This window comes from Corynebacterium sp., from assembly GCF_022712275.1.
In the GTDB taxonomy this organism is placed as follows: Bacteria; Actinomycetota; Actinomycetes; order Mycobacteriales; family Mycobacteriaceae; genus Corynebacterium.
Map to the genome: position 1 here is coordinate 22,077 of NZ_JALAGU010000002.1, position 24,437 is coordinate 46,513.

Consider the following 24,437-nt stretch of genomic DNA (forward strand, 5'->3'; position numbering starts at 1 on the left):
AGTCACATATGGACGATGACCTGCTCACTCGCAGGAGAACTAGACCCACCCCACCCCCGAACACCCATACCTCAATGTTGCTGAACCGTGATTTTTTACCGGAACAGGTTGCCCGCGGACCGTCTCCGCATTAGAGTTCACCCTCGTTAGATCACGATCCGGTCACGAAAGAGCGACCGGAAAGTAACAGCCCCAGGGTGGACGGCCCTGAAACGATCACACGGAGACACTGCAGACAATGACTGAAGCGCAGCAGCACACCAGCCACCGGAAGATGGACACCTCGGCCAAGCGCCGGATGGCTTTCGCCGCCGTCGCCGTGACCGGAGTCGCCACCGCCGGTGCCGCCGGTGCAGGTGCCGCCACCGTCCAGTCCGCAGACCGGGACGACGCCGCCGTCGCCCTCGCGTCCGACTCCAAGGTTCTCGCCCAGGGTGCCACTACCCCGGCCGCCGAGTCCGCCGCCCAGATCCTCGCCGCCCCCCAGGATCTCAACTTCGACAACCTCGGTGCACAGCTGTCCAGCGCCCTGGACTTCAACGCCGCGCGTATCGCCGAGGACCTGCTCAACCGCACCCCGCAGACCGTGAAGCCGACCGACGGCACCTACACCTCGGGCTACGAGGTCCGCTGGGGCACCATGCACAAGGGCATCGACCTGGCCGCTCCGCTGGGCACCCCGATCGTGGCCGCCCAGTCCGGCACCATCATCGACGCCGGTCCGGCCTCCGGGTTCGGTAACTGGGTCCGCATCAAGCACGACGACGGCACCATCACCGTCTACGGCCACATGCAGACCATCGACGTCACCGTCGGCCAGCAGGTCACCGCCGGCCAGAAGATCGCCGGCGTCGGCAACCTCGGCTTCTCCACCGGCCCGCACTGCCACTTCGAGGTCTACCCCGACGGCGTCAACTCCGTCGATCCCCAGGGCTGGCTCGCCGAGCGCGGCGTCCAGATCTAGTCTCCGCTCCCCGGGCAGCCCGACTGTCCCAGGCTCCCACCACAGAAAAGCCCCCGCGTCCTGATGAGGATACGGGGTTTCTCTGCTGTCTGCGGGTCCAGCTTCCTCTGTCCACCATTAATGTCCGTTTGTAGTGGCGGGAGGCTGCTCTGAGGCAATCTGAGCGACCTGTGAGCACTACAACTGAACCAGGTGGAGCACCGATACTGGCTGACTGCTGTGAGGCACTGTCGGTAACGCACAGTCGCCGGACTAGGTCACAGATCCTGGGCGAACAGCTGACCGGCCCCCGGGAGGCACCCCGAGAAGACTGGGCTTCCCTACCCCTGACAGCGGAAAGCCCTGCCGCGGCTCGGAAAGGGGGCGGCAGGGCATTACCGGAACAGGTACCGGACACAGGACCGGAACGGGACCGGATGGACAGTTCCGGTCAATGGACGGTTCCGGGGCAACCGGTCGGGGAAGAGTCAACACACTATTTGTCCCAGCCGATGTTCTGGACCGGAACCTTGGCGAAGCCGAGTGCGCCGTAGTTCGCGACGCCCGGGGTGACGGCCCAGATGTCCGGACCGTTGAAGGTCGGCATGATCCCGTACTCGGCGAACGCCTCCTTCTCGAGCTCGTTGGCCTTGTCGATCGGCTCGCCCGGGTCACCGATCTGCTGCAGGTCGCGGATCTTGGCGTCCAGTTCCGCAGAACCGGTACCGGACTTGTTCAGCTCAGACTCCGAGTTGTAGATCTGGTCGAAGTAGGCGACACCGAAGGGATCAGTGGAACTGAAGCCCATCTGGAAGATGTCGAAGTCGCGCTCCGTGGTCACCTTCGAGAAGTCGGAGGACGGACGTACCTGGATGGTCATGTCCACCCCGATGTCCTTGAGCATCTTCTGGATCGCGGTGGCCTGGGCCTTCTGCGCCGGGTCATCGCCGAGCAACACGTACTCCGGGGAGAGCTTCTCCCCGTCCTTCTCGCGGATGCCACCGGATCCTTCGGTCCAGCCGGCCTCGTCGAGCAGTTCCCTGGCCTTCTCCGGGTCGAAGGTGGCCTCTGCACCGAAGTTGTCCTCGTAGCCGTCCTGGGTCTGGAAGAGGACGAAGGAGCCGGGCAGATTCTCGGAGTAGTTCAGACCGTTGAAGCGGATCTTCGCCAGCTGTTCACGGTCGATGCCGGTCATGATGGCCTCACGGACCGCCACATCCTCAAGCTGCGGGGACTTGCCGTTGAGGGTGACCAGGTAGTTGGAGGGATGCAGTGCGATGCGGATATCCGCCTTGTCGCCCATGTTCGAGGCCGTGGCGAAACGGTCCTTCGTAGCCACCCGGGTCGCGTCCAGCTCACCGGCCTGGAAAGCGTTGAGGCTGGCCTGGTCCTCCAGGTAGCGGTAGGTGATCTTGTCCAGCTTGCCCTCGTCGCCCCACCACTTCTCGTTCTTGACGAAGGAGACCTCACCGGTGTTGACGTCGGCTCGGTCGACCTTGTACAGGCCGGCACCCCACTCCGGGTTCAACTTCTTGAGGTAGGCGGTGTTGAAGGTGTCCGCGTCCTTCACCTGGGGCGGCAGGACGTAGTTGAACAGTCCCTCCCACCACGGGTACTCCTGCTTGAAGGTGACGACGGCCTGCTTGTCGCTGTCGCCCTTCGTGACCGAGTAGATGAGCACGTAGCCGTCCGAGCTGGAGATGTTGCAGCCCTCGACGTCACCCTTGTTTGCCTTCCAGGTGTTCTCGAAGGCGGTCCAGTCCAGCGGCGTGCCGTCGTTGTACCGGGCCTTGTCGTTGCCGGCGTCGGTGGTACCGAACCAGTGCTCACCGGAGGGCTCGGCCGACAGGTTGAGGAAGTCGGGGTCACTGCAGGATCACTTCGTCAGGCGTGCGGGCCGACAACTGCGGCGAGCACGGGGAGGATGAAGATCACCACACCGACGACCGCCATCCTGTTCCGCAGGTACCGGCAGACGCAGAGCATGGTCTTGCTGGTGCCGCGACGTTTCGCCTCGGTGACCGGGGGCTTCTGCGGTTCCGGGGCGGAGGCCGCGGCCCGGAGGTTCTGGATGGTCATGTCAGTTCACCCGCACTCTCGGGTCGAGGAAGACGACGAGGATGTCGGAGAGCACCGCGCCGAGCGCGGTGGCGACCGCGCCGAAGGCGGCGACGGCGACAGCTCCGTTGACGTCGTTCCTGGTGATGGTGTCGATCGTGTACTGGCCCATGCCGTTCCAGCCGAAGATCTTCTCCGTCATGATGGCGCCGACGAAGATGCCGGGGATGGAGATGCCGGGGATGGAGAAGGCGACGTTGGTGGCGACCGGGATCAGTGAGGTCCGCAATGCGTGGCGGCGGATGGCCTTGCCACGACCCGGTCCCTTGGCCCGGGCGCGGTACGGACGTAGTCGGCGCCGAGGTTGTCGAGCAGCAGACTGCGTTGCAGTATGTGGTAGGTGGCGTAGGTGATGATCACCAGGGAGATGGTCGGAAGGATCAGGTGCTGTGCCACGTCGACGAGCACGGGGAAGAACCCGTGGACGTCGGTGTTCTTGGATCCGGTGACGTAGAAGATGCGGTTGCCGGAGGTGTCGTTGATCCACCGACCGACGGTGACCACAGCGACGGTGACCACAACGACGTGGAGGTTCAGGGTGACGATCGAGATGCCCTGCCAGACACGGTCACCGACTTTGTACTGGCGGGAGGCGGTGTAGGTGCCGATGGCGACACCGATGACCACTGAGAGGATCGTCGCGAGCAGCAGCAGTTGGGCGGACGTCCACATCCGGTATCCGACCTGCTCGTTGGCGGAGTCTCCGATCGGAGAGGTCCCCCAGTCCCAGTGGAGGACCACTCCGGTGATCCAGGACCACCACCGCTCCAACAGAGGCTGGCTCGGACTGAGATTCAGCGGGGTGAGAATGTCGTCGATCTGTTCCGGTGTCATCGGAGGGCGTCGACCAACGTAATTCGACCGTGGATCAAGGAAGGTAGCGGCCAGGAACCAGGCGAGATTCGTCGCGATGACGATCACGCCCAGCCAGGTGGCCACGCTCTTCAGAATATATCTGAGCAGGTTGTGGGCAGTCTTCCAGGAGAGGCTGGAATGTGGTGGGCCGCGGTCAACGGCCGGTCGACGGTGGTCACCCGTCATTCACACTCCAGCAGATTCAGTGTGTTCCCTGGAATCTAGCAGCAGATCCACATACTTACACCACCAAACATGTAAATACCCGGCTACCTATTTTTCAGCACTGCTACCCCAGTTCCAGTCACTGATTCCGTTCTAGAGTTTCTCCATCGGTACTCCGCCGATCAGCATGAGACGGACAGTTCCACTGGCACCGAAGTCGATGGTGGCCGTGGCACGAACCCCGGATCCGTCGACGGTCTTCACCGTGCCGAGGCCGTATTTGTCGTGGTTGACCCGGTCTCCCACGGCCAGTTCCAGGGGCTTCCCGCCCGACAGCGGGGAGGTCGGCGCCTTGCGCTTGGGTGCCGGGGAGGACGACTGACGGGAACCGTAGCCGGAGCCGCCGAAGCCGCCGCCGAAACTCGTGCCGTCGGCGTAGCCGCCGGAGGTCGACGACCCCCAGCCACCACCCCAGGACGGAGTCGGCTCCTCACGGATCCAGTCGATGAGCTCACCGGGGATCTCGTCCAGGAAGCGTGACGGCGGGTTGTTGGACGGCGTGCCCCAGGACGACCGCGTCATCGCACGCGAGAGGTACAGCCGCTGGCGGGCACGGGTGATGCCGACATAGGCCAGGCGCCGCTCCTCGGACAGTTCGGTGGGATCCCCGAGCGCACGCTGGTGCGGGAACTGGCCGTCCTCCCACCCGGTGAGGAAGACCACCGGGAACTCCAGTCCCTTGGCGGTGTGCAGGGTCATCAAGGTGATGAGTTCCTGCTCCTCGCCGGGGATCTGGTCGGCGTCCGCCACCAGGCTGACGCGCTCCAGGAACGCCTGGAGGCTGCCCGGTGCCGGCTCCCCCTCAGCGAGCACAGCGTCTGCCGCAGCGTCTGCGGCAGTGGCCGCCTCAGAGTCCGCGCCAGACGCAGCGCCACTCTCCTGCTGCGCTGCGGTACCGCCGGCGGAATCAGGCATGGCCTCATAGGCCGCGAGATTCGCGGCCTCCTGGGAGAACTCGTGACCGACGGAAACCAGCTCATGGAGGTTGTCGAGCCGGGAACCGTCCTGCGGATCATTCGATTTCTCCAGCTCCGTGGTGTAGCCCGTACGGTCCAGGACGTCACGGATCACCGCGCCCAGATCAGGGATCTCCAGGGAGGATCCGTCGGAGGCCTCCATGACATGGCCCGGCAGATCCTCACGTAGCCCGTCCATGAGCTCCAGGAACCCGGCGATCGCGTTGCGTCCCCGCGAGCTCAGCCCCGGCACCTCGCCGGCGGCCGCGGCACGCAGACCACCGGCGAAGCTGAGGTCCATGTTCTCGGCATGCACACTGACCTGGGAGATCGCCCGGTCACCGATACCACGGCGCGGGGTGTTGATGATCCGGCGCAGTCCCATCGTGTCCTCGGCGTTGTCGAGGACCTTGAGGTAGGCCACCACATCGCGGATCTCCCTGCGCTCGTAGAACCGGGTCCCGCCGACGACCTTGTACGGCAGTCCGGAACGCACGAGCACATCCTCGACCACGCGCGAGGAGTTGTTCGTCCGGTACATCACCGCGATGTCGCCGTAGGTGGCGTCCCCGTCATCGACAAGCTGGTCGATGGTCTGGGAGATGAACCGTGCCTCGTCATGCTCATTGTCGGCGACATAACCGCCGATCAGCGGACCGTCGCCGGAGTCGGTCCACAACTTCTTCTCACGCCTGCCCTGGTTGCGGGCGATGACGGCATTCGCCGCCGACAGGATGTTCTGGGTGGAGCGGTAGTTCTGCTCCAGCAGGATCGTCTCGGCGTGCGGGTAGTCACGCTCGAACTCCTCGATATTGCGGATCGTCGCGCCACGGAAGGCGTAGATCGACTGGTCCGCGTCACCGACCACGCACAGTTCACCGGCACCGGGTCCCTCCCCCACCAGCGTGGAGACCAGCACATACTGGGCGTGGTTGGTGTCCTGGTACTCGTCGACGAGCACATGGCGGAACCGGCGGCGGTAGTGGTCCGCCACCGCCGGGTTGGCCTGCAGCATCCAGACGACCTCGCCGATGAGATCGTCGAAATCCACGGCATTCGATTCCCGCAGCCGCGCCTGGTAGTCGCGGTAGACCAGGGCGATCTGCTCGCGGTGCCGGTTACCGTCCTCCTGCGTCTCCTTCAGCGCCTCGGCAGGCCCCTGCAGCTCGTTCTTCCAGTTCGAGATGACGCTGAGCACCGCGCGCGGGGCGAACTCCTTGAGGTCGCAGTCATGGTCCTTGAGCACCATGGTGATCAGACGCTTCTGGTCGTCCGAGTCGTAGATCGTGAAGTTGGTGTTCAGCCCCTCGATGAGCTGCGCGTTCGCCCGCAGGATCCGGACACACAGGGAGTGGAAAGTGGACAGCCACATCCGTTCAGCCACTGGGCCGACCAGATCGGTGACGCGCTCGCGCATCTCGGCGGCCGCCTTGTTGGTGAAGGTGATCGCCAGGATCTGCCAGGGTGCGACACCGTGGGCGAGCAGCCACGCCACCCGCCGGGTGAGCACACTGGTCTTGCCGGAACCGGCGCCGGCGACGATGAGCAGCGGAGAACCGTGGTGGACCACAGCAGCACGCTGGGCGGGGTTCAGCCCGGCGAGCAGCTCCTCCTCACGGGCGGCCAACCCGTTGCCACCCCCGTTGCGCAGGGACGCCGGAGCGGTCGCACGCTGCGGTACCGGCGCTGCACCCGCATCCCCCGTCGGCATCTCCGGGTACTCCGGCTCCGGCGGGAGTTCGGGCAGTGGCGCGAGGTGGGCGACCGAGTCGGCGAAGTCCTCGGCGAAGTCGTTGAGCAGGTCACCGGCATCCTTCGGGGGGAGGTCCTCCTCCGGCGGAGCGTCCCACCCTGCGTTCAGCGCCGCCTCATCCGGAAACGTGTCCTCAGGGAACGGGATCTGCCCGTCGAAGGGGTTGTCGGACATGCCCTGGTTCACTGTGCGGCGCTCCTCGTCAGCTGTATTTCACGGCCCTGTGTTCGGGTCTTGTCCACCCTACAACCCACGCGGACGTAGAATTACCGACCATGAGCGAACCTTCGAAGGGGCCGGAGAATGAGGTCGTGAACTCCGCCGCGGAATCGACACTGAGCAGCGGTACCGATGATCCCCTGTCGGACGCCGAGATCCAGGCCTACCGCCTGGAGATCAATGAACTGGACCGCGCGATCATCGAGGCGGCGGCACGCCGCTCCGAGGTCTCCCGCATCATCGGGAAGACGCGCAAGGCGTCCGGCGGGACGAAGCTGGTCTACGCGCGCGAGACCGCGATCCTCAACGAGTACCGGGACGCCCTGGGGCAGGAGGGCGTGGCCATCGCCAACGCCCTGCTGCAGCTCGGCCGGGGCCGGCTGGGACAGTAACCCCCTCCCGCCCCACCGGTCCGGGGATCAGGACTGGTCAGGCCAGGCGGAATCCGGCGCCGACACCACCGGCGGCGTCCATCTCCGCGGCGATCGAGTCCCAGGTGGCGACGAACACGGGGGAATGCGCCGGGCCCTGCAGCGGGGTGACACAGGCCGGCAGGGAGGACAGGCCGCCACTGAGGACGCCGATCAGGCGGTTGCCCGCGTAGACCGGGGCGCCGGAGTCCCCGTGGGCAGCGCAGAGGTGGGTGGCGAGATCGTCGCCGACCTGCATCACGGCGGGGCCGCAGCTGGTGCCGGTGGTGATGCCGGTCTTGCACACGGTGGCGGGGGCCTCGCCACCGAGCGAGGAGATCGAAGCGTTGTTGTAGGTGTCCGTCACCTGTGCATTCCCATTGAGCAGGATGATGCCGTTGTCCTGCGCACCACCGCGTACATAGGTGCCGATGAGGGTGCCGTCGGGGTCGTCACCGGAACGGACCTCGTCACCGGCGACACCGCAGTGGCCGGCGGTGATCGCCACGGCATTGCCGGCGGCGTCGTAGCCGGCGACAGCAGCGGTACACAGGGACTCCCCGACAACCAGCGGGGTCGAGGGGCCGACGAGGACTGACGGACGGATGGACTCCGCCTCATCGGGGACGCCGGGTGAGGTGAAGTAGGCGCCGGGCACCCGGTGGGGGCCGGGCTCACCGGTGACGGTGAGGAAGGCGTCCACCGGGTCGACGGTCTGGGCGCCGGCGGTGGCCGGGGAGGCACCGACCATGCCCGCAGCCAGAAGTGCGGCGGCACCGACGGCGGCGGCGCGACGTCCTGACGGACGGGCGGAAAACAGGGAGGACCGCAGAGCGGTGAGGGCAGTGAGGGCACGGGAGGGGCGGAAGTGACGCGGCATGCCCCCAAACTACAGGCGTTGTCATTACTTACCCCCTGCCCTCTGTCTATCGGGGTCCGCACACCACCCCCGAATGGGCAGACCATGACCGTTCGTGACTGTTCATGACCATTTTCCCCTAATTACAGGCAAATGATCCTTGACTAACCACACAATCCCACAGATAATCACCCCTGAGAGCTTTCTCTTACGGAAGCACTCGTCAACCCCCGAGCAGAATGGAGGTCACGCCCGGTGTACGCGACACTTCGACAGGACATCATCGCCGAGGAGATCAACTCCCACGGCGCCATGACCGTCGCCGAACTCGCCGAGAAGCACGGGGTCTCCGCCGAAACCGTCCGCCGCGACCTCGACGTCCTGGAGAAGTCCCGGCGCGTCTCCCGGGTCCACGGCGGCGCCGTGCCCTGGCTGCAGGGACAGCGCCATACCGGTGGCCCGGGGAGCGGGGGCAGCAGCGGGACCGAGACCGCCGTCACCGAGCGGCAGAGTTCGGCACGGGAGGCCAAGGAGCGGATCGCCACCGCGGCGGCGGAGCTCCTGCCGGAGACCGGCTCCGTGATCGTGGACGCCGGCACCACCACCGTGCTGCTGGCTGACCCGATCCTCGCCCACCCGGACCTCGCTGTGGTGACGAACTCCCTGATGCTCGCCCACCGGCTCTCCGCGGCGGATCACCGTCTGCTGCGGATGGTCGGTGGCCGGGTCAGGGGTGTCACCCAGGCAGTTGTCGGGGCGGACGCCGTCGCGGACTTCGAACGGCTGCGCGCCGATGTCGCCTTCCTCGGAGCCAACGGCGTGACCGCCGGATTCGGCCTGTCCACCCCCGATCCGTCGGAGGGGCAGACGAAGACCGCGATGGCCCGCTCGGCGCGTCGTCGCATCGCCCTGGTGGACGCCACCAAGCTCGGCGAGGAGCTGCTCTATTCCTTCGCCCGTCCCTCGGACATCGACATCCTCATCACCGACGCCCCGGAGGACCACCCGGTCGTCCGGGAACTCACTACCCACGGATTGGACGTGATCCACGCGTGATCATCACCGTCACCCCGAACCCCAGTATCGACCGCACCCAGGTCCTCGCCGACCCCCTGGGTGTGGGAGTGGTGAACCGGGTCATCTCCGGCACCGACCAGGCCGGCGGAAAAGGCGTCAACGTCGCCACTGTGCTGCACGCCGCCGGTGAGGAGGTCACATCGGTGGTCCCGACCCCGGACGTCGGCCCGTTCGCCGAGCTTGTCGGCGAGAGCCAGGTTCCCACGACATTCATGGAGTACGGCGTCCCGGCGCGGACGAACCTCACCCTCGTCGACGCCGACGGGGTGACCACGAAGATCAACGAGCCGGGACCGTACAGCAACGGCAACGCCCTGGCTACCACGGTCGGTCGACTCCTCGACGGGGCCTCCTGGCTGGTGCTCGCCGGATCGCTGCCGCCGGGTTACCCCGACAACTGGTACGCCACGGTCACCGCCGAGGCGCACCGGAACGGGGTGCAGGTCGCCGTGGACACCTCCGGGGCCCCGCTGACCGAACTGGTCCTCGCGGGCGCCTCGATCGCCGGTTCCACCCCGGACCTCATCAAACCGAACACCTTCGAACTCGCCGAGATCCTCGGTCTCGATCCCACCGACGCAGAAACCATGGAGGACGCCGCGGGCCGCGGCGAGCTCGATGAGGTGGCGGACGCAGCCTCGCAGCTGGTGGACCGTGGTTTCGCCGCGGTCCTGGTGAGTCTGGGTGCCGCCGGCGCCCTGCTCGCCACCGCTGAGGGGAACTGGTTCTGCCCCAGCCCGAAGGTGGAGGTCGTCTCCACCGTCGGCGCCGGTGACTCGACCCTGGCCGGTTACGTCCTCGGCAACGCCCGCGGGCTTGCCCCGGCTGACTGCCTCGCTCTCGCCGTCGCCCACGGATCCGCCGCGGTGACCCTGCCCGGCACGACTCTCCCGATCCCCGAAGACCTACCCCACGACCTGCCGACACCCCGGCAGACTAGGAGAGCATCATGACCACCCCGGAACACAGCGCCGACCGTCCGGTGCTCATCCCCGAGCTCGTCAGCCTGGACGCGGGCCTGCCAGCCGACAAGGACGTCGTCCTCACGACCCTGGCCGACCTGCAGGTCTCCGCAGGACGCGCCACCGACGCCACCGTGCTGCTCGGTGACATCCACGCCCGTGAGGCACAGGCCGCCACCGGTCTGCCCGGCGGCATCGCCATCCCCCACTGCCGCACCACTGCGGTGGACGCCCCGTCCCTCGGCGTGGCACGACTCTCCGAGCCCACCGACTTCGGCGCCGAGGACGGACCCGCGGACCTGGTGTTCATGATCCTGGCGCCCGCCGGTGCCGGCAAAGAGCACCTGAAGATCCTCTCGACCCTGGCACGGTCCCTGGTCAAGAAGGACTACGTGGAGGCCCTGCGCTCCGCATCCTCGGAAGAGGAGGTCGTCGCGCTGGTGACGGAGAAGCTCAACGCGAAGAAAAAGAAGAAGGCCACGGCGGACCCGGAGGCGACTCCGGAAGCTCCGGCCGCTACCACGGCTGCCACCGCAGAGTCCGCACCGGACGAGGCCCCGCAAGCGGCCCCGGCCAAGAAGGTCACCAAGCTCGTCGGCGTGACCTCCTGCCCCACCGGCATCGCCCACACCTACATGGCCGCCGACGCCCTCACGGGTGCGGCCGACAACCGTGACGACGTCGAGATCGTCATCGAGACGCAGGGTTCCTCGGGTACCGGGAAGCTGACGAAGGAGCAGATCGAGGAGGCGGACGCCGTCATCTTCGCCCACGGTGTCGCCGTCCGCGAAATCGAGCGCTTCGCAGGCAAACCTGTCGTGGACGTCCCGGTGAAGAAGGGCATTTCCGAGCCGGAGGAACTGATCAACCGTGCCATCGAAGCGTCCACCGCAGAGAACCCCCGGCGCGTCGCGGCATCCGGCGGTGGAGAATCCGGCGGTGACGACGAGGACGAGGGCAACCTCGGCTGGGGCTCACGCATCCAACAGGCCGTGATGACCGGTGTCTCCTACATGGTGCCTTTCGTCGCCGCCGGTGGTCTGCTCATGGCCCTCGGCTTCCTCATCGGCGGGTACAACGTCTCCAATGTCTGGGAGACGGCCGTCAAGGACTTCTCGCTGTGGAACCTGCCTGACCACCTCGACTACATGATGGACGGCAGCGAGGAGACGTTCAGCTCCGACCGCTCCGGCCTGCTGCTCTACCTCGGAGCCGTCTTCTTCGGTGGCGGTACGACCGCGATGAGCTTCCTGGTGCCCGCACTGTCCGGATACACCGCCTACGCGCTGGCGGGACGCCCCGGCATCGTCCCGGGCTTCGTCGGTGGCGCGATCTCGCTGACCGTCGGCGCCGGCTTCATCGGTGGACTGATCACCGGTATCATCGCCGGCCTCGCCGCCATGTGGATCCAGTCCTACAAGGTGCCGCGCTGGCTGGCATCCATGATGCCGGTGGTCATCATCCCGCTGGTCGCCACGCTCATCACCGCAGCGTCGATGTTCCTCGTGCTCGGCCGCCCGCTTGCCGCGATCATGGACGGCCTGCAGAACTGGCTGACCGACATGTCCGACAGCTCCGCCTGGCTGCTGGGCATCATCCTCGGCCTGATGATGTGCTTCGACCTCGGTGGCCCGGTGAACAAGGCCGCCTACCTCTTCGCCACCGCCGGGCTGTCCACCGGTGACGACGCCGCGCTGAAGGTCATGGCCGCGGTCATCGCCGCTGGTATGGTCCCGCCACTGGCCCTGGCGCTGGCGACGACGGTGCGTCCGAAGCTGTGGACCAAGGACGAGAAGGAGAACGGCAAGGCGTCCTGGCTGCTCGGTGCGTCCTTCATCTCCGAGGGTGCGATCCCGTTCGCCGCGGCGGACCCGCTGCGCATCATCCCATCGATGATGGTCGGTGGCGCCGTGACCGGTGCGATCTCCATGCAGCTCGGCGCGATGAGCCGCGCCCCGCACGGTGGTTTCTGGGTCGCCCCGCTGATGGACAACGCCTGGGGCTTCGTCCTGGCCGTGGTGGTCGGCACGCTCGTTTCCGCGGTAACGGTGATCATCGTCAAGCAGGTGACCGGGAAGAAGGACGCCGCTGCTGCGTCCGACTCGATGCAAGAGGCTGCCGCCCCCGCTACCGCGTGACACCCGACCCACCCCGATGACACCCCTGGACATCTCCAGGAGTGTCATTATCGTTGAGGGGTGAACAGGAGGTGCATCCGCCATGTCCACCACACGCACCCGACACACCCTGTCTTCGCTGTCTTCGCTGTCTTCGCTGTCTTCGCTGTCTGCAGTCCTCGCGGCCGGCGTCCTCGTCCTCGGCGCCTGCAGTTCCGACGACTCCGACGACACCGCGGCATCCGACTCTCCGTCCGGGACCGTGACAGTCACCGCCGGCCCTCCGGACAGCACGGTCGCTCCTGACCCCGGCGGTGACGGGGACGGTGGCGCCGGTGACGGGGACGGAACCGGTGAGGGGGACGGTGGAGAGAGCGACGACTGCTCCGGGCTCACCGGCGCCGACGCTGTCGCCCGCTGGGCAGGGGACGTCCCCCCGAACTCCGGTGGCTACCCGTGGGCCCCGGAATCGGCCGAGACCGACGGCTACGACCCCTGCGCCGACCTCTCATGGATCATCCTGCCCATCGAGGGCGGCACCGCCTCCTCCCCGTACCAGATCATGCTCTTCCACAACGGCTCCTATCTCGGCACCGCCACCTCCGACGCCTACTGCTTCTACCCCGACATCTCCCGCGTCGACGACGCGACAGTCTCCGTCACCTGGCACTGGCCGAAGGACGGCGAATCCAATGCCGGACGCTCCGGCGAGTCGACCGCCCAGTTCACCTGGGACGAGTCCACGCAGTCGGTCCAGATGACCGGTGAAGTGCCGCCGGTGTGACCCACCCCGCCGACTGAGCAGTGATCAGGAATTCTGCGCGGTGACGAGCAGTACCCGGGCAGGCACCGTGAGCAGTCCGGCGGAGTCCAGCATCGGCGTCAGCTCCGCACGCGCGTCAGCGAGTGTGTCCTCCCACTGCCCCACCGGCTCCAGGACCCGCCGGACCTGCAGCCCCACGTTCCCGACACAGGCGACGGCGAGACGCTCCGTGACACCGTCTGCTCCGGCGTGACCGTACGTGACCGGCTCCACCAGTTCCACGACCTCGATGCCGGACCAGCCGGCCGCAGTGAGAATCCCGGTGATCCGGTCAGGATCGGCGAACCCCCGGGCACCAGGTCGGTTCGGCACCGGCCCCTCTGGTCGCCTTCCGCCGACCTGCTCCGCGCGTTCCGCGGCCCGGCGCATCCCCAGGTGGAACATGTCCTCCTCCTCCCCCGGCCAGCAGACGAAGGACAGCGTCCCTCCTGAGGTGGTGTGATGCCGTAGCGTCGTGAATGCCATGACCGGGTCAGCGAAGAACATCACCCCGAACCGCGAGATCACCCGGTCGGCAGGTGATCCGGGCAGCGGTCCGACCTGCGCATCGACCTCGACGACGGTCGCCCCGGGCACCCGGTCGCGGGCGGCGGCGACCATCACCGGGTCGAGATCCACGCCGGCCAGATTCCCCACCAGGACGCCTGCGGCATGTGCCTGCTCCAGCATGGTCCCTGCACCGCACCCGATGTCGAGCACCCGGTGCTCCTGGTGGAGGTCGGATGCAGCGAGCAATGCCCTGGTGAACGGGGCGAAGACACGGTCGTAGATCTGCTCGTTGCGGACCCAGTCCGTGGATTTCGACGCCCAGTCGGTCCGGGCGTCTGGTGGTGTCGGTGTGCCAGGAATGGACATTTCGGTGCTCCGGTGCGGTGTCGGTGGAGTGCCCGAGGATACCCCCACCCGAGGTCACCCGTAGACGACAAGCGACAGGTCAGGGTCGTCCGGCACCGTCACGGTGAAGAACCTGCAGGCACGGACAGTGGGTGCCGCGGGGTCGTCAGTGCTACCGAGACCCACCCGCCAGGTACCGATCCGGTTCTCATAGGGCACGTAGCGGCTCCACAGCGACCGGAACGACGGCTCCTCCAGCAGCATCTCGACCGTCGCCCGCAGTGCCCCGGACGCCGCCCCGGTCGCCAGTTTCATGTGCACCAGCCCGATGACCTCCGCCGCCTTCTCCCGCCAGTCTACGTACACGCGGCGGCTGACCGCACGATTCTCCGGGGAGAAGAGGTACTCCACCAGAGACACCTGCGACGGCGGATCATCCACACCGGGGAAGAGGATACTCCGGCTCTCCTCGTCCGGGAGAGTGAGATTCAGGTCCCGGTCGAGAATGTGCCGCATGGTCGCCTCCGGGAAATGGCCGGCGATGGCTTCGAGGACACCCCGCGCACGCCGGTTGTCCTCGGAAGACACGGCCGCCGCCGGCAGCGTACTCTCCCCGAACAACAACCGGAGATACCGCCTGTCCAGGTCACCGAGCTGCAGGGCACCCATGATTCCGGTGAGCACCGAGGGCGACGGATTGAGCATCCGGCCCTGTTCCAGCTTCACGTAGTAGTCGAGGCTGATCCCGGCGGCCCAGGCGACCTCCTCCCGACGCATACCGGACACCCGGCGGTCCCCGACCGGATCGAACACCGGGGAGGCCGGATCAGGGGCTACCCCGCCCCGGCGGTCCCGGAGAAATCCGGAGACCGCGTCCTTCCGGTAGTTCCGGAGGTCAGGGACGCTCATCAGTCGGCGACTCCGAGGGCAGCGAGCAGCTCACGGTTGAATGCGGGCAGATCGTCCGGGGTGCGTGAGGTGATCAGCGGGAAGCCGTTGGTGGCGTCCACGACGACCTCACTGTCCTCCCAGTCACCACCGGCGTTGACGATGTCGGTGGCGACACTGGGGAACGAGGTCAGGGTCTTGCCCACCAACAGGTCGGCGTCCACCAGCAGCCACGGACCGTGGCAGATCGCGGCGACCGGACCGCCGACGGCGGCGATGTCCCTCACCAGACCACGCGCATCGGAGTCGGTACGTAGGCTGTCGGCGTTGAGGGTGCCGCCCGGGACGACCAGGGCGTCGTACTCCGACGCCACGACGTCCGCCAGGGCGATGTCGCTGTCGACATCAGGTCCGGGCTCCTTGTCGCCGCCGAGCGTCCTGATGCGTCCGCCGTCGGTCGATGCCACGGTGACTTCCACACCGGCGTCGCGCAGTGCCTCGACGGGACGGAGGATCTCGTCGGTCTCCGTGCCGTAGTTCGTCGAGATGACCAGTGCTTTCTTCATGGGGTGCTCCTATTCTGCTGCCGGGGTGTCTGCCACCGGCGTGTACGGGTCGATGTCGTATGCGGTCTGTACCAGCTCGGGGCGGGTGCCGTCGGTGAGCGTCCGGGACCATTCTGCGTCCAACTGTGCCCTGATGTCCTCGACGGAGTTCACCGGAAGGACGTGACGGTACATGGTGTCATTCCCCGTGAGGACGTCGATGCTGGTCGTGATGACCTCTTCGGGGTCGAACTGCTCATGCGGGAAGGCGAGCTCGTTGTAGTTGTAGAGGCGGGTGGTGGGATCGTCGTTCCACGACTTCCATTCCTCGAACATCGTGTCGTTGAAGCCGGTGAGGAAGGGTCCTGGGTTGATCGTCGCCACGGTCACGCCGTACTCCGCGAGTTCCTGGTCCAGGGCGTCAGCGAAGGCCTTGACAGCATGTTTCGACGCTGCGTAGGCACCGGTGAACGGGTCGACAGTCAGGCCTGCGACCGACGACATGAACACTATTCGTCCGGACTTCTTCGCCACCATCTGCTTCGCGATGTCCTGGGTCAGGAGGACCGGCCCGAAGACATTGACCTCGAACTGACGGCGGATGACCTCGGCCGGCAGGTCGACGGTCGCGCCACCCTCGGAAATGCCGGCATTGTTCAGCAGTACGTCGACACCCCAATCCAGTGCCTTGGCGCGGTCCCCCTCATCGGTGACGTCGAGTTTCTCGACCCGCAGTTCCACACCGCGGTCCCGGGCCTCAGCCCGGAGGGTGTTGACCTGAGCGATGATCTCGACACCGGCGACGACGTCGTGTCCCTGTTCGGCGAGGCGTAGCGAAATCTCCCTGCCGAAGCCACTGCCTGCCCCGGTGATCAGGTAGGTGCTCCGCGTCTGTGAGTCTGATGTCTGCATGGGCACCACTCTGCGTCGGCCACGTCCCGGACGGCCTGGCCCTGTCGGTACCACCCGGTCGGAACCGACCTCAGAAGTCTTCGATGACCAGTTTCTTCATCGCCATCATGTGCTCGTAGGCGTCTGGCCGTTCCATGAGTTCGGCCAAGTTCTCCGGCACCACCTGCCAGCTCACGCCGTAGCGGTCCTTGAGCCAACCGCACTGCTCCGCTTCCGGGACCGCCGAGAGTGCCGACCAGATCCGGTCGATCTCATCCTGGTCGGCGCACCGGACCTCCAGCGAGACTCCCTCAGTGAAGCCGAATCCGTGGTCGTAGCCCATGTCATTGCCGACGAACCACTGGTCACCGACCCGGAACTCGCCGAAGGCCAGTGCGTCCGCCGAGGCGGGACCGGTGGGCTCACCGTAGGGGAAGCGGTGCCCCGACCCACTGCCACCGGGGACGTCGGCGAACAGGGAGGTGTAGAAGTCCGCCGCCTCCACGGCCTTGTCCTGGGCGTCCCCGCCGAACATCAGGGAGGGCACGAGGAACGGACGGGGGTTGCCCGAGGGGTCGGTGAGCATGAGCTGCCAGTTGACCCCGTAGCGGTCGGCGACCCACCCGTAGTGTGGTGAGAACGGGTACTTCCCCAGTTCCATGAGAACGCTGCCTCCCTCGCACAGGGCTTCCCATGTCCGGTCGAGAGCGGTGCGTGCAGCAGTCGTGGCGGTCTCGTCGGAACCGCCGAACAGCAGCGGATCGAAGTTCAGAATGAAGGACAGTGCCGGGGTGGGCCGGAACTCGTCGCCGCCGTTGACCAGGGTGAGTCGCGTCCCTGCCACGGTGACGGCGACAGTCAGCGGTGCGCCGGCGAACTCCGCCTGGAAATCGGCCAACCCGGTCTCCGGGTATCGTGCCTCGACCTCGGCGTCGGTGAACGGCAGGGCCTCCGCGTAGAAACGGCCGGCCACCTCTGCCTCACGGTTGATCCAGATATTCGGGATGATGCGCTGCAGGGACATGACAGCTCCGTTCGTCGGGAGAACTTTCCTGTCAATTCTACCGATGCGGCAGATCCGCAGCGGGGGCTTCGTGTCTGCGGCACGAGGAGCCCGAGAATCCCCGGGCCCCGGGAACCCTCATAACCCGAGACTCCTGCCGTCCCCCGGACACGACGAAGGCCCCCGGATTTCTCCGGGGGCCTCGTCCTTTGTAGCGGGGGCAGGATTCGAACCTACGACCTCTGGGTTATGAGCCCAGCGAGCTACCGAGCTGCTCCACCCCGCGACGGGTAACTGATGAATAGCCGGTCTGTGCGACCCGCTCTCTCAGCGACTCCCATAGTGTAGCGCGCACACCGGACAATGTGAAATCCCCTGGTCACTCTGGAAATCAGGGCGATCAGGGGATCACAGGACGGTCAGCGACGCAGCACCGTCAGCGACTACTTGTCCGCGGCGGCGATAGCGGCGTCCAGTTCATCGAGGGCCTTACCGAACTCCTCGAAGGTGCCGTTCTCACGGGCGTCCTGCACTGCCTCCATGGCGTCGTTGATCCGCGTCATCTGCTCGGCGGTCGGGGCGGCACCGGTACCGGTCCCGCTGGTCGCACCGGAGCCGGAGCTCTGGTCATCCGAGGAATCGTCCTTGTCGGCGTCCGAATCCGAATCGCTGTCCGTGTCGGTGGAACCGGTGTTGCCCGAGCTCCCGTCATCGCCGGCGACGTCGGTCACCGCACCCGGGTCGATGCCGACCTGCTCGAGTGCCCCGGAGATAGTCGGTGCGTATCCGACCTGACCGTTGTAGCTGACGAGCACACGCAGCAGCTTCGGGAAGGCGGACTCCTGGTCGGCACGCTGCGAGTACACCGGCTCGACGTAGAGGATCTGACCGTCACCGACCGGCAGGGTCAGCAGGTTGCCGTTGGTCAGGGTGTTGGAACCCTGCAGCAGGGTGCGCTCACGGGCGATTTCGTCGGAGGACATCATCGTGTCCTGCGCCTGCTTCGGACCCTGGGTCTGGGTGTTCGTCGGCAGCTGGCGGACGTAGATCCGGCCGGACGTCTCCGGATCGGAGCTGACCGTCATGTGCGCCGACAGGAACTCACGCCGCAGACCACGGAACGGGGTGATCAGCTGGAAGCTCGGCTTGTTCGTCACCGGGTCGGTCGCGACCACGTGGTACGGCGGCTGAGCCAGATCCTGGGTACCTTCCGGACCGGTGGGGTCGGAGGGCACGGACCAGAAGGCGTCGTTGGTGAAGAACACGCCCGGGTCATCGACGTGGTACTTGGCGATGAGTTCGCGCTGGACCTTGAACAGGTCCTCCGGGTACCGCAGGTGGTCCATCAGCTCATCGCTGATCTCGCTCTTGTCCTTGACGATGCCCGGGAAGACACCCTCCCAGGCCTTGAGCACCGGGTCCTCCTCGTCGAACTCGTAGAGGTCGACGGAGCCGTCGTAGGAATCCACCACGGCCTTGACGGAGTTGCGGATGTAACTCACCGAGTTGGTCACCGCATTCTGCTGGGCGGCGGGGTCGTTGACCACGGCGTCCTCGATCGCGGAATCCAGCTGGGTGCGCTCGGCGTAGGGCAGGTTCTCCAGGGTGGTGTAACCGTCGACGACCCACTTGATGCGGCCGTCAATGACCACCGGGTAGGTCTTGGAGTCGGTGGTCAGCCACGGGGCGACCTTGTGGACACGCTCACGCGGGTCACGGTCGTAGAGGATCTTCGAGTCGTCACCGATGACGTCGGACAGAAGGATGTTCATCTCCTGGTACTTCGCGGCGTACATCGCACGGTTGAAGAAGTTGGAGACGTTCACGCCACCGGTGCCGGTATAGGTGTAGCTGGTGTTGTCGGTGTCGTACTCACGGTCACTGCCGGAGCCGTCGTCACCGACGATGGCGTAGTCCTCGCCCTGGTTGACCGAGCCGGAGATCGTCGGACCGAAGTAGATACGCGGCTGATCGAGATCCAGCTCAAGCTCGCCACCCTGGTCGCCCTCGGCGTGCTGCAGGTCGGCGACGGTGTAGACCGGGTAACCACCACGGGCGGACGCGGCGTCCTGCGCAACCTCGTCGACCTTGTTGGCCGGCGCGGCGATGAAGCCGTTGCCGTGGGTGTAGACGGTGTGCTTGTTGATCCAGTCGGTCTGGTTGCCGGACAGCGAGTTCGGGTCGATCTCGCGGGCTGCGACAACGAAGTCACGCATGTCGCCGTCAACCTCGTAACGGTCCACAGACAGTTCATCGGAGAAGCCGTAGAAGTTACGCAGCTGCTGCTGCTGGGTGAAGGTCGGCGACAGCACCTCGGGATCGAGAAGACGGATGTTCGACAGGGTCGCGTCATCGTCGGCGATCGAGCGGCGCTCACTGGCGTCACCGGAGGTCTCGCCGCCCCAGTCGCGGTCGTAGATGACCTGGCCGTCGGGGTTTTCGTAGTCTTCCCGGGAGGAGTCGGTCATCGTCTCGATGCCGTATGCCTGACGGGTGGACTCGATGTTGCGGGCGATGTACTCCCGCTCCTTCTCCGCGCGGTTCGGGTTGACGGAGAACTGCTCCATGATCGCCGGCCAGCCGACGCCGATCGCCAACGAGGAGACGACCATGAGTACCACGGCGAGGGCCGGAAGACGCAGGTCGCGCAGCACCAGGGTACCGAAGAACATGATCGCCACGAAGATGGCGACGATGAGCAGCAGGATCTTCGCCGGCAGCACGGCGTTGATGTCCGTGTAGGAACCACCGGTGAAAGTGGAGTGCGACTTATTGAGCAGGCCGTAGCGGTCGAACCAGTAGTCCGCGGCCTTGATCAGCATGAAGATTCCGGCGATGACCGCGAGTTGACGCAGTGCCGGGGACTTGATGCCGGCCTTCTCACCGGTGCGGGGGTTACCCGTGGTGATGTTGCCGAGCAGGTAGTGGGCCACCAGGTTGATGAGGAAGGCCACGATGACCAGGACGGACAGCGTGGAGAGGATGAACTGCAGCAACGGCAGGGTGAAGGCGTAGAACCCGAGATCCTTGTGGAACTGCGGGTCAGTGACCCCGAAATCACCGCCGGACATGAACAGGCGCACGGTGCGCCAGTTGCCCTGGGCCACCATGCCGGCGATGATGCCGGCGATGACCGGGATGATGATCAGGAAAGGACGCAGCGAGCGACGGATCGCCGGCTGGTGCTCGGCCAGCGGGGAGGACGCCTCGAGCCCGGCCAGGGATTCCGGGGACTTGTCGGCGGAGCGGTAGGCGGCGTAGGCCGCACCCCACACGATGGCCGCGGCGACGAGGGCGAAGATGACGAACAGGATGATGCGGGTGATGATCACCCCCCAGTACACCTTCGGCATGTCCACCGACTGGAACCACTTGAGTTCCGTGTAGTTGGACACGAGGACCGGGAGCAGGAAGACCAGGACGACGAGAACGACGGCGATGGTGCCGAAGATCTTCGCCTTCCGCCCTGGTTTGGGCAGGTCGGGCAGGGACGGGACGGACGGTAATGACAAGGGGCGCTCTTCTCCTGGCGGTCGGGCTGTGGCCCGGGACGGTCGGGTGACGACAGTGCCCGGGGCGTAGTGCCTAGAATACCTACCGACTGTACTGCGGCCGACGAGAGAGGGACATAAGATGAACGACGCTCACCACGAGCTCGACTACCGGAGCGACCTGCGGCCACTCACTGCGGCCCTCCGCGAGGCCGTGGACTTCGTCCAGGCCGAGGGCTGGGACCGCCCGCCGACACTGTTCGCGCTGGTCCCCGCCCATCTCGTGCAGGACACCCTCGCCGCCGGCGGTCAGGAGACCGACCTCGACGCGGCGCGTCATCCCCTGACCCTCGTGGTTCAGGACGAGCTGCCGGAACATATCCTCCCCGGTTCCGAGGAGCTCGGCGACTACATCGGCTCGGCCCGGTGGCCCCCGCTGGTCGTCGGAGCGGTGCTAGCCCAGGAGATCATGTTCTCCAACGCCGCCCCCGGTGCCGACCCCACTCCCCGCCCGGCGCGCTTCTTCTCGGGCATCGTCGACGGTGGCCCGGACCGTACCCTGGTCCAGCTGCGTCCGACCGAGGAGGAACTGGACGCAGACCCCTTCGGCCAGGACCGTGTCGAACTGCTCGGCGGCGACAACCTCGCGCCCGGCGTCATCGCCGCACTACGGGCGTCCTTCGAGCAGGACGACTTCGACGGGGACCGGTAGATTTCCCGCAGGACGTCAGCCGCAGGTCTCGACGTCCTCGCCCTTGTTGTGGGCGGTGAGCGCATCAACCGCGCCGTCGAGGGTGTCCACCTCGAGCAGCGTCATGTCACCGCTGTCCGCCGAGGACGCCTCGGAGCAGTTCCCCGCCGGGACGAGGAAGACCGAGGCGCCCGCGTTCTTCGCCGCGGAGATCTTGTGGGTGATCCCGCCGATCGGGCCGACCGTGCCGTCGGAGGCGATGGTGCCGGTACCGGCGACGAACTCTCCTCCGGAGAGCTCCCCGGGGGACAGCTTGTCGACCACGGCGAGGGAGAACATCAGGCCGGCTGACGGGCCACCGATGTCCTTGAGGTTGTACTCGACCCGGATCCCGTCGGCGGGCTGGGCGACCATCGTGACGCCGAGGAAGGCCTTGCCGTTACCACCGGTCGCTGCCTCGGCTTCCTCGTCACCGGCCAGTTCGTCCGGCATCTCGCCGAGGGTGACCGTCTCGGTCTCCGTCTTCCCGCCACGGTCGATGCCGAGGGTGACCTCGTCGCCGGGTGACTTGTCACCGATGGCGTCGGAGACATCGCCGGGCACGGTGACGTCGGTGCCGTCGACGGAGGTGATGACGTCATTGATCTTCACCGTACCGTCGGCGGGTGCGCCCTCGCTGACGTCGTAGACCATGGTCTCCAGAGGGCGTCCGAGGTGGTTCATCGCGGCGACCGTCGCATTGGACTCGGAGGACGCGAAGGCCGCGGCGTTCTGCCGCGCGACCTCCTCGGCGTTCGAGTTGGCGGGGATGACGGTCTCGAGCGGCACGACCGTGTCGTCGCTGGCGAGCCAGCGTCCCATCATCTGCGGCAGCGTCATCTTCGTGCGCACCGCGACGGTGGTCATGTTGAGGTTGCCGGAGGTCTCGTCGAGTTCGTCGTCGTCCACCCCGGTGATGTCGACGACCGGGGTGCCGTCGACATCGCCGAGGGTGTTGAAGGTCGGCCCCTCCCCCTCCGCAGCGAAAGGGACGGTGAGGTTGATGTCGGTACCGGGGATGCTCGTCATGCCGAGCAGCGCGACGATCACGACGACCGGCAGGGCACCGACGGCGATGGTGCGGACGCGGCGGCGACCACCGGTGTCCGGGGTGTCGGACTGGGCGCCGGAGGAGGAACTACGGAATTTCACCCGTCCCACCCTACCGTGGAGATGTTCGCTGACAGCGCACGCATCCGGGCCCGCGTAGGCCACGGGGACGTCGGGGGCGCAGGTAGGCTCAGGACATGAGCAACTTCGGATTCGGCTTCCACGGCTCCAGCGACGACGACAACGACGATTCCGACCGCAACAACGGAGACAACGGAAACGGCAACAACAACGACCCCTTCGGCTTCGGGGCGAACCCCTTCGGGTTCCTCTTCGGCGGACAGGGGGGTCAGGGCGGTTTCGGCCAGGGGGGCCAGGGCGGCCAGCAGGGCCCGGGGATCGGGGACATCCTGGGCCAGTTCGGCGCGATGCTCAGCGGCTTCGGCAGGGACATGAACTCCCCGGACGCCCAGGGGCCGGTGAACTACGCCCTGGCAGGTCGGATCGCGCGTCAGCAGATCTCCGGCGCCGCGGCCCGCACCCCCTCCAGTCATGACTCGCAGGCCGTCGCCGAGTCCGTGCGACTGGCTGAGCTGTGGCTCGACGAGTCCACCGTGCTGCCTGCCGGTGCGACCGGGTCGGTCGCCTTCTCGGCCGAGAAGTGGCTTGAGGAGACGATGCCGCGGTGGCGCCGCATCATCGACCCCCTGGCGTCCAAGCTGGGCGACGCCACCCTCGAGGGTCTACCGGCGGAGGCCCGCGAACAGCTCGGCCCGATGACCGGCATGCTCAGCCAGATCAACGGCATGAACTTCGGGATGCAGCTCGGCCACGCCCTCGGCGAGCTGGCCAAGGAGGTCGCGATCTCGACACAGTGGGGTATCCCGCTGGCGGACTCCACCGTCGCAGCGGTCGCGACCGCCCGACTGGACGACCTGTCGAAGAAGCTCGGTGCGGAGCGTCGGGAGACACTGATCTACCTCGCCGCCCGTGAGGCCGCGCACCTGCGCCTGTTCCAGCATGTGCCGTGGCTGGTGGAGCGCCTGATCCTCGACGTGGAGGAGTTCGCCACCGGCCTGTCGCTGGACAACTCCGCCCTGGAGGAGGCGACCCGCGAGTTCGATCCGGAGAGCATGGGTGACCCGCAGAAGATGCAGGAGATGATGGAGAGCCTGCAGAACCAGGATCTCGCCCCGAAGATCGTCTCCTCCACCGACCACGCCCGGATCCGGCTCGAGACCAGCCTGTCGCTGGTCGAGGGCTGGGTGGACTACGTCGTCGGCGAGGCGCTGGGCAACCGGCTGCCGACCACGGCGAGCATCCAGGCAGCGTGGTCCGTCTTCCGCGACTCCGACCAGCCGGGCATGTCCGCGCTGGCCAGGACCGTCGGCATCGACCTGTCCGCCCCGAAGGCCAATCAGGCGGCCGAGCTGTGGGCACGGTTGACCTTCGCCGTCGGCAAGGAGCGCCGGGACGCCGTGTGGAACCACCCCGACTTCCTCCCGGTCGACTCCGACCTCGACGCCCCGGCCGAGTTCATCGACTCCATCCTCGGCGAGACCGAGGGTAAGGACTTCGACCCGATCAGCGAGATCGAGAAGCTGGAGCGCGAGCTCAACAAGGGTGACGACGATTCCGACAAGGGATCCGACGGGGACGACGCCGGCAAGTAGCCCCGCGTGGGAGTG

At 66.6% G+C, this 24,437-nt stretch carries 19 protein-coding genes, 1 tRNA gene and 1 pseudogene; 8 read left to right on the forward strand and 13 right to left on the reverse strand.

Going from position 1 to position 24,437, the window contains the following annotated elements:
• Positions 1–238: 238 nt before the first annotated feature.
• Positions 239–964, forward strand: coding sequence for a M23 family metallopeptidase (locus Q0A27_RS00190; protein WP_291473080.1), 726 nt, complete (start codon positions 239–241; stop codon positions 962–964).
• Between the two features lie 475 nt (positions 965–1,439).
• On the opposite strand, the gene Q0A27_RS00195 is transcribed toward Q0A27_RS00190, so the two are convergent.
• The 4 genes and pseudogenes from Q0A27_RS00195 to Q0A27_RS00210 all read right to left on the reverse strand — a co-directional run bounded on the left by Q0A27_RS00195 (position 1,440) and on the right by Q0A27_RS00210 (position 7,024).
• Positions 1,440–2,792, reverse strand: coding sequence for an ABC transporter family substrate-binding protein (locus Q0A27_RS00195; RefSeq protein WP_367273295.1), 1,353 nt, complete (start codon positions 2,790–2,792; stop codon positions 1,440–1,442).
• A 35-nt stretch (positions 2,793–2,827) separates the two neighbouring features.
• The gene (locus Q0A27_RS00200; RefSeq protein WP_291473081.1) at positions 2,828–3,022 is read right to left on the reverse strand and encodes a hypothetical protein; all 195 of its coding nucleotides are present in this window, start codon (positions 3,020–3,022) and stop codon (positions 2,828–2,830) included.
• 1 nt (position 3,023) lies between these two features.
• Positions 3,024–4,024: pseudogene (locus Q0A27_RS00205) on the reverse strand (ABC transporter permease).
• A gap of 210 nt (positions 4,025–4,234) precedes the next feature.
• Positions 4,235–7,024: a UvrD-helicase domain-containing protein gene (locus tag Q0A27_RS00210; protein ID WP_291473082.1), complete on the reverse strand. Its 2,790-nt coding sequence runs from the start codon at positions 7,022–7,024 to the stop codon at positions 4,235–4,237.
• A gap of 101 nt (positions 7,025–7,125) precedes the next feature.
• On the opposite strand from Q0A27_RS00210, the gene Q0A27_RS00215 reads away from it, so the two are divergent.
• Positions 7,126–7,461 carry a chorismate mutase gene (locus Q0A27_RS00215; RefSeq protein ID WP_291473083.1) on the forward strand — a complete coding sequence of 112 codons (336 nt, stop codon included), beginning with the start codon at positions 7,126–7,128 and terminating at the stop codon, positions 7,459–7,461.
• A 37-nt stretch (positions 7,462–7,498) separates the two neighbouring features.
• On the opposite strand, the gene Q0A27_RS00220 is transcribed toward Q0A27_RS00215, so the two are convergent.
• Complete coding sequence (locus tag Q0A27_RS00220; RefSeq protein ID WP_291473084.1) at positions 7,499–8,359, reverse strand: hypothetical protein; 861 nt, start codon at positions 8,357–8,359, stop codon at positions 7,499–7,501.
• Between the two features lie 234 nt (positions 8,360–8,593).
• Between Q0A27_RS00220 and Q0A27_RS00225 the strand changes: the two genes are divergently transcribed.
• The 4 genes from Q0A27_RS00225 to Q0A27_RS00240 all read left to right on the forward strand — a co-directional run bounded on the left by Q0A27_RS00225 (position 8,594) and on the right by Q0A27_RS00240 (position 13,278).
• Complete coding sequence (locus tag Q0A27_RS00225; RefSeq protein WP_291473085.1) at positions 8,594–9,394, forward strand: DeoR/GlpR family DNA-binding transcription regulator; 801 nt, start codon at positions 8,594–8,596, stop codon at positions 9,392–9,394.
• Complete coding sequence (locus Q0A27_RS00230; protein WP_291473086.1) at positions 9,391–10,368, forward strand: 1-phosphofructokinase family hexose kinase; 978 nt, start codon at positions 9,391–9,393, stop codon at positions 10,366–10,368. The genes Q0A27_RS00225 and Q0A27_RS00230 overlap by 4 nt, the downstream gene beginning before the upstream one ends.
• The gene (locus Q0A27_RS00235; RefSeq protein ID WP_291473087.1) at positions 10,365–12,515 is read left to right on the forward strand and encodes a fructose-specific PTS transporter subunit EIIC; all 2,151 of its coding nucleotides are present in this window, start codon (positions 10,365–10,367) and stop codon (positions 12,513–12,515) included. The genes Q0A27_RS00230 and Q0A27_RS00235 overlap by 4 nt, the downstream gene beginning before the upstream one ends.
• An 82-nt stretch (positions 12,516–12,597) precedes the next feature.
• Positions 12,598–13,278, forward strand: a complete 681-nt coding sequence (locus Q0A27_RS00240; protein ID WP_291473088.1) for an LppP/LprE family lipoprotein — start codon at positions 12,598–12,600, stop codon at positions 13,276–13,278.
• 24 nt (positions 13,279–13,302) lie between these two features.
• Here the strand turns inward: Q0A27_RS00240 and Q0A27_RS00245 are convergent, their stop codons facing one another.
• The 7 genes from Q0A27_RS00245 to Q0A27_RS00275 form a co-directional block, all read right to left on the reverse strand.
• On the reverse strand, positions 13,303–14,172 hold the full coding sequence (locus Q0A27_RS00245; protein ID WP_291473089.1) for a class I SAM-dependent methyltransferase: 870 nt from the start codon (positions 14,170–14,172) through the stop codon (positions 13,303–13,305).
• Between the two features lie 54 nt (positions 14,173–14,226).
• Positions 14,227–15,060, reverse strand: coding sequence for a helix-turn-helix domain-containing protein (locus Q0A27_RS00250; protein WP_291473090.1), 834 nt, complete (start codon positions 15,058–15,060; stop codon positions 14,227–14,229).
• Complete coding sequence (locus tag Q0A27_RS00255; protein ID WP_291473091.1) at positions 15,060–15,605, reverse strand: type 1 glutamine amidotransferase domain-containing protein; 546 nt, start codon at positions 15,603–15,605, stop codon at positions 15,060–15,062. The genes Q0A27_RS00250 and Q0A27_RS00255 overlap by 1 nt, the downstream gene beginning before the upstream one ends.
• Positions 15,606–15,614: 9 nt before the next feature.
• On the reverse strand, positions 15,615–16,496 hold the full coding sequence (locus tag Q0A27_RS00260; RefSeq protein WP_291473092.1) for an SDR family oxidoreductase: 882 nt from the start codon (positions 16,494–16,496) through the stop codon (positions 15,615–15,617).
• Positions 16,497–16,566: 70 nt separating this feature from the next.
• Positions 16,567–17,499 carry a VOC family protein gene (locus tag Q0A27_RS00265; RefSeq protein WP_291473093.1) on the reverse strand — a complete coding sequence of 311 codons (933 nt, stop codon included), beginning with the start codon at positions 17,497–17,499 and terminating at the stop codon, positions 16,567–16,569.
• 191 nt (positions 17,500–17,690) lie between these two features.
• Positions 17,691–17,764, reverse strand: a tRNA-Met gene (locus Q0A27_RS00270).
• A gap of 157 nt (positions 17,765–17,921) precedes the next feature.
• Entirely contained in the window at positions 17,922–20,990 is a 3,069-nt protein-coding gene (locus Q0A27_RS00275) for a UPF0182 family protein (RefSeq protein WP_291473094.1), read from the reverse strand.
• 121 nt (positions 20,991–21,111) lie between these two features.
• Between Q0A27_RS00275 and Q0A27_RS00280 the strand changes: the two genes are divergently transcribed.
• Entirely contained in the window at positions 21,112–21,681 is a 570-nt protein-coding gene (locus tag Q0A27_RS00280) for a PPA1309 family protein (RefSeq protein ID WP_291473095.1), read from the forward strand.
• A gap of 15 nt (positions 21,682–21,696) precedes the next feature.
• Here Q0A27_RS00280 and Q0A27_RS00285 read toward each other — a convergent pair whose 3' ends face one another.
• On the reverse strand, positions 21,697–22,851 hold the full coding sequence (locus tag Q0A27_RS00285) for a PDZ domain-containing protein (protein WP_291473096.1): 1,155 nt from the start codon (positions 22,849–22,851) through the stop codon (positions 21,697–21,699).
• Positions 22,852–22,946: 95 nt separating this feature from the next.
• On the opposite strand from Q0A27_RS00285, the gene Q0A27_RS00290 reads away from it, so the two are divergent.
• On the forward strand, positions 22,947–24,422 hold the full coding sequence (locus tag Q0A27_RS00290) for a zinc-dependent metalloprotease (protein WP_291473097.1): 1,476 nt from the start codon (positions 22,947–22,949) through the stop codon (positions 24,420–24,422).
• Positions 24,423–24,437 lie beyond the last annotated feature (15 nt).